The 6,362-nt window shown below is 45.3% G+C and carries 5 protein-coding genes; 3 read left to right on the top strand and 2 right to left on the bottom strand.

Annotated elements, in window-relative coordinates:
• Both NC238_05090 and NC238_05085 read left to right on the top strand, forming a co-directional pair.
• Positions 1–1,183: hypothetical protein (locus NC238_05090; protein ID MCM1565314.1), on the top strand; the 1,183-nt coding region annotated here is incomplete at its 5' end.
• A gap of 546 nt (positions 1,184–1,729) precedes the next feature.
• Positions 1,730–3,058 carry a pentapeptide repeat-containing protein gene (locus NC238_05085; GenBank protein MCM1565313.1) on the top strand — a complete coding sequence of 443 codons (1,329 nt, stop codon included), beginning with the start codon at positions 1,730–1,732 and terminating at the stop codon, positions 3,056–3,058.
• Between the two features lie 242 nt (positions 3,059–3,300).
• Here the strand turns inward: NC238_05085 and NC238_05080 are convergent, their stop codons facing one another.
• Positions 3,301–3,555, bottom strand: a complete 255-nt coding sequence (locus tag NC238_05080; protein MCM1565312.1) for a hypothetical protein — start codon at positions 3,553–3,555, stop codon at positions 3,301–3,303.
• A gap of 246 nt (positions 3,556–3,801) precedes the next feature.
• Here NC238_05080 and NC238_05075 point away from each other — a divergent pair, with 246 nt between their 5' ends.
• Positions 3,802–5,238, top strand: a complete 1,437-nt coding sequence (locus NC238_05075; protein ID MCM1565311.1) for a hypothetical protein — start codon at positions 3,802–3,804, stop codon at positions 5,236–5,238.
• A 201-nt stretch (positions 5,239–5,439) separates the two neighbouring features.
• On the opposite strand, the gene NC238_05070 is transcribed toward NC238_05075, so the two are convergent.
• Positions 5,440–6,362: ATP-binding domain-containing protein (locus NC238_05070; GenBank protein ID MCM1565310.1), on the bottom strand; the 923-nt coding region annotated here is incomplete at its 5' end.

The following is a 6,362-nucleotide window of genomic DNA, read 5'->3' as shown; positions in this document are numbered from 1 at the left end:
CGATATTCTGGACTGGGAGGAAAAAGAAGCAAACGCATTTTTTCAGGAGGTCTTTAAAGATCGAAGTCAATTTTATCGCGAAACACAACAAGAAGAGCTCGCTGAATTTTACTCAGTCAGCTCATTTCAAGGATATGTACGAAAAGCCGCTCTTCCCTCTGATAGAGGATGTCGAAGAGGACCGATATCAACTCTTCGTTTGCGTTTTCCCGTGTTCCCCGGCCCTTATAAAAGAGATGTAAATATCCCTGCAGTAATCAAGAACCACGATTTTTCCTTGGGTACCCTTCCTGATCTCCATAAATACTCCAGTGCGATTGAAGAATACTACAGGATGCACGAGCACGAGGATGTTGTCCTCCCCCTGCTTGCCTTGATTCTGACATCGCCTATTGCACTTGATGAATTCGTGAACGGGGACTGGGATCCCTATAAGGACAATCCATCTCCTAGTTACACACGAGACGAATTAGATCTACTTAAATTTCCTTTTCTCTTTGAGATGATATTCACTACAATTAACGATATCATCAAAACACGTGCAACGCCAGAAAAAGGACTTCTTTCGGAAGTTTGGGTTCGTCCTTATGAGTGTCCAATGGAAAAGAATGATTGCCTGCTAAAAATTCGGTTGAAAAACGGCTATGTACTCAATTATGATGCACGATTTAATACGACATACGACAAATCCAATGAATCTCAGCCCAGAGAGAAAAACCAATATCGAATTAACATCTGGACAACAATTCAGCCTTTCGGCGCCATAAAAGGTGTTATAAGGGACACATTAAAAGATCCAAATGCGCTGGTAAAAGGCCTGAAAGACGACGACAACCCAGTTTCCCGATATTTAAAGAGGAAATTTAGTTACAAGATCCAAAATATTCTCAAATACTATGCACCCGATGAGGATATTTCAGACTACCATCTCGAACTTTTACTCCAGGAACTCAATCGGACGTTAATACAGAGGCCGTTCCAAGAGGAACCCGCTTTTCAGGAATTGCTGCAGAAAGAAGACCCGTATCACTATCTGCGCCCGACAATGGCCCTTTATGATCACTTAAGATGGCCAGATTTTGATGAGATGACATGGCAGAACCGTGTGCTCATTGAGAGAGCATACCCGGAAGCATTCAAGCTGAATACACTAGCAGAAATACTTGAAAGTGTAAAGAATTAAAGAAAAAAGGAAAGTCCAACGAAAAACAAAGCACAGTAAAATATTGATTAATATTTACTCATTTTCGGCGATAGCGTATGATACAATAAAGCACATTGAAATGGGAAATCTCAACAACTGGTTTTTCATATTTGGTGGTATGTTTCACTCCCTAGAGCATCTGCTTAGCAACCGGAGGGAGCGACACCACCGAGGAGTGGTAGACCTGATATTCCTAGCGGCGTCCGCACTGTATCAGTATACAGCCGCGAGCATGCCCGGCGCAGCCGGAGATGCGAGCGGCGGGCGGAAGCAGCCGCCACGAAGCGAGCGGAGCGAGCGAGTGAGGGCGTCAGAGGTACCAGAAACCGAGGAGAACCAGGGTGAGGCATCAAAGCGAGTGCAACGAGTGAGATTGCTCGCCCGGTCGCACTGCCCAAAAAAGAGAGGCGCCTCATTACCGTCTGATCAATAATGACACCCATACTTTTAAGACCCTATTTCATAATCAAGTCCAAACTATACTCAAGAGCATACCGGATCTGATCCAAGGGGGAGTTCAGAACTATGGTAAATATCGATGCTATAGTACAAATCTCTGAAATAATACAATCAAATGTTGCTCCTATTGTGACGGTACTTTTTCCAATTATTACTGCAATCGGCACGGCCATGTGGGTGGTATTCCAATGGCGGGAAGAATCAAAAGAGAGACTAGCGCAACGAAAGTGGGAAGAAAAAAACCGGCGAGGAGAGCAAGCCTCTGAATTGATAAGAGATTTTGGAAATGCAACAAGCGACGCATCAAGAAGGTGGATAGCAATGGCGTTAGTAAATTATCCAGATGAATCCATTCCGGTTCTTGTGAACTCTTTGGGCCTTATTGGAGAATCTGCTGCATCCGATGTTAATACGGCCCTCATCTCGACCGGAATATCCTCAATACCTCATTTGTCAAAAATGAACCGTATTGCACGATCGACGTGTAAACACGAAAGATATGAAAATAGGGATAAAGAGACTAATAATACTACCCTGAATAAAAAAACAAGCGCTCAACTTCTTCTTGCGAGAAGCCGTTATGTTATTGCTGAAGTAATAAAACAGGCTAATCCGAGTGAATTAGAGACCATGGACTTATCGAATGTTGATTTATCCGAGTGTGAGTTCTTCAATGCTCAATTAAATGGTGCAAATTTTCGAAAAACGATCTTGGATGATGCAGATTTTACTCGAGCAACGACGGAAGACACAGATTTTACCGGTGCTCAAGGAAAAGTGAAGATGGAATATCATCACTGTATAAGAGCTAGATTTAGAGATGTTGATTTTAATCACTCTAATTTTCGCGGAGCAAGGCTTGAGGAGTGTACATTTTTAAATGCCCAGCTAAACGATTCGGTATTTGCCGAGGCGAAATTGTTTAGTGTCTCTTTTAAAGATTGCCTAAAAATGAAAAGGCTGAAGGGACTGAAACTGGTCAATAAGGGGACTTTTAGTAATGTGAATATTTCCGGATCTGAGTTTGAGGGTGCGCATATAATTAACTCCAAATTCAACGATTGTAAGATGCGCACCCTTAAGTTAGGGGAAAAATCTAGGATATTTGAAGTGACTTTTACTGATTGCGTTTTTAATGGAAGTTCGCTACCTAAAGGAAAGTTTACCTATTCAATATTCGAGAAATGCAATCTCTCATCAGTGGATTTTTCGCACTCTGTACTTTCACAATGTCGGTTTATCGACTGTACGTTCGATCACGCATCATCATTCATTGGCACTCAGCTACCTGGCACCCAATTTGAAGGGAATTGCATAGGACTAGAAAAAGCCAAATGGTCTCCTTCGAACGAAATGGCACTCAAGTCAACTTTGGGAAGTGGGATAGAGGGATAAAAGAATCCTTGAGCAAGCACTTTATTTGAAGGAGCAATTCTCATCTGGTTCGTAACTGACGCTACCTCCCCTATAAATGAGCGACCCTATGGTAAACGTGAAGCACACTTTCTATGACGGAGTTGAAGAGTAAATGAAGAGTATTAAAATCATACCGAAGTTCTAACAGAACTTATACAACCTGCCGCGAGCATGCCCGGCACAGCCGGAGATGCGAGCGGCGGTCGGTGAGTAGCCGCCACTCACGGATGTGCCGGAGCCACCCCGCGATGTAGGCCGCCTGATTCTCGGCCACCGGTACGTCGGTGCCGGTCATCGCGCAGAGGAACCCGGCGCCCATCTCGGCCGTCAACTCCTCCCGGTTGTACCGCTCGCTGCCGAACCGGATCGACTCGGCAATCCCCGGCCGGTTCAGCCGGGCGCGCTTCTTTGCTTGCCATGCTCGCTTCGGGCCGCCGCCTTGATTTTTCGTGTCCGGTGCCCCTGGACGCCCTCACTCGCTCGCGGCTGTTGGTCGGTCTTGCGGTATAAACCAAGCCTGGCTTCATTGGTAGTAGTCTTTGGTTACGGGCTATCGCCATGGACTGCCCCCCCCTTCTTGGGAGGGGAGCGGGTGGGGGTGGGATTGAGAGAATAGAGTGATGCGCAGTTCATTTATTCACATAGAGTGTTTATATGAGAAGGTTTATTGCTTATTTAAATTACAATATAATTTGATGGGGTTTAAGAATATTCATTTTGGAGTGGCTGAAGCTGAAACCGAAAAGACTGAATACCCTCGCTTGTTGATAGAGGGTTTCTTAGATGCTCATGGATATATTCAAGAAATTATAGAATCCAATAAATTCCTCGTTCTTGGCCCAAAAGGATCAGGAAAGTCAGCAATAGGCTCTAAATTAGAACTAGAGGCAAAAAGACGGGATGATCTCTTCGTAAAGTTGAATTACTTAGAAGGCTTTCCATACAACGCATTTAAAGAATTAATCCCAAGTAATGAAGCGCCAGAAATAAAAGATCCCGTGGGTTGGGAATATCTTTTTCTTATCGAATTAATTGATAGTTTTTCCAAAGACCCTACACATCAGTGCACAAGCGAGGTTAACTTTGCAAAGGTTGTTGATGCTCTAGGAAATCTTGGGCTGTTGCCAAGCGAAAACCTCACTCGGTTGGTGAGTATTAGCACCGATAAGCGATTCGGGGTTGGCATTCGAGATGTCTTAAGCGGCGTTCTCTCGTCAAAGAAAGAGAGCATTCCATTTGATAAACAAATGCTGTTTAGGACACTTCAGGAGGTGTGTTATTCGAGTAACACAAAACCAAAACATATAGTGATTATTGATGGGCTGGACGATGTTTCAACAAAAAGAGAGCGCCAATATCAGTCGCTAGCCGCCTTAATCATAGCTGCCGATCGGATGAATAAAAAACTCAAAGGAAATGGAGTAAATGCAAAACTTGTAGTCCTTTGTAGAACGGACCTATTCGATAGACTCAAAAATCCTAATAAAAATAAAATTAAGCAAGTTTCAACAATTATTCTTGATTGGTACCAAGATGTTAAGGATATAAATTCCACTAACCTTGTAAAACTCGTAAATTTGCGTGCTGAAATTTCCTTGGGGAGGAATGTGGATGTATTTAGAGAGTTTTTCCCCGAAAGGATCCAGGGCAATAAGCAATTGATAAAGGTGCTCTTTGAAAACACGAGGCACATCCCCAGGGATCTGATTCAATTATTAAATATAATCCAGGAGCAAACAAAGGGAAACCAGCCAACTCAGGCCGACATTTGGAATGGAATAAGAAAATACTCGATAGACTATTTTGTTTCAGAGATTGACGACACACTTACGGGTTTTATGACCCCGGAAGATATTGAGAATAGTTTCCTGTTGTTGGCCTTGATGGGGAAAAATAAATTTCATGTTAATGAAGTAGAGAAGAAGTGCAAGAATGATGCCCGATTTGAGGATTTTAACTATTCAAAAGCATTGGACATCTTGTATAATTGCAGTGCGATCGGGAACTACAATAGAAACAAATCTTACTATACATGGAAATACTGGAACCCATACTCCCAGATAGATCCCAATCAACATATTGTTGTCCATAAAGGTTTAATGAAAGGTTTAAACATTAAGTATCATCATTTAGCACCAAAATCGAATGATATGTGGTGAGATCCAAGGAAATCAAAATTTTGCAGACAATCCTATGCTGCCAGTATAGTGTTCTTTTTATTCATGTGGTTGTTGCGGTGAGTTCCGTGATCGATACCGGTTGCCGGTGGTGCAGTAGCAGGTCATTAGCGCGAAAAAACCGCTCATGCAGGAGTGCCAAAATTGCAGAACGCTAAAAATTACGATCTTTGCGAGTGAAGATCAACAGATCACGGCATCATCTGACACCAGCATTCTGTCGACATACTCGTTCCCCGATGAGTACGTGACGATCAAGACATCCTCGGCCCGCGTGAGTGCGACATAAAACCGGCTGTTCTCAAGCGGCAGGTCGCCCGGCCTGAAGGGCTCGAATGCATCTGGCCAGAGCAGGATCACCACCCGATACTGCAGCCCTTTTGCAGAATCAACCGTCTGGATCTTGATCCCCTCATCCAGCACTCTGGCTCGTGACGAAGAATCCTCGTTGATCCAGACGACGGGTGCATACGCGCGGATGCCTTCAATAAGATCGCCGAGCAGCTCTTTGTCCTCTGCCGACGCCTTGCGATAGAGTATCCCGATCTCGTCTGGGTGCACATCTTCAAGAGCGCTGCCGTCCGGCAACCTGCCGGCAAGAAGGCCTTTCACGATCGCAAGTGTCTTCAGGCACTCATCGCCCTGATTCGCGCACCGCACAAGAAACGGCTTTTGACCGGTTCGCTGTGCCTGGTAGGGGTCGACCGGAATGATCCCGAATGAGTCCTCGTTAAACTGCGTATCCTGCGAGGCGAAGTGTGATGCCAACTTCAGGATCTCGCGGGTGTTCCGGTAGTTCCGATCCAGATCCAGGGCACGATGAATGGTCCTGCCCTGTGCCCTGATCCCTACAGACTTCCAGCTGACCGTCCCGACCGGCCGGATTCCCTGGTTGCCGTCGCATACGATCAGCAGGTCGCCGTCATACGGGTCCTTCATCGCAAGAAGGATGCACGAGAACCAGGTCGGATGGAAGTCCTGAGCTTCATCGACCAGGACCGCATCATACGCCCGAAAGTCTCCGACGCGGCTCGAGAGTTGCGCGTGCAGGCGGTTGCCGAGGTGCTCGTCTTCCTCGACGTGGCCGGTGATCGGGTCGCACCTGT

This window comes from Dehalobacter sp. (assembly GCA_023667845.1).
In the GTDB taxonomy this organism is placed as follows: domain Bacteria; phylum Bacillota; class Desulfitobacteriia; order Desulfitobacteriales; family Syntrophobotulaceae; genus Dehalobacter.
This window is presented reverse-complemented; position numbering and strand designations above follow the sequence as displayed.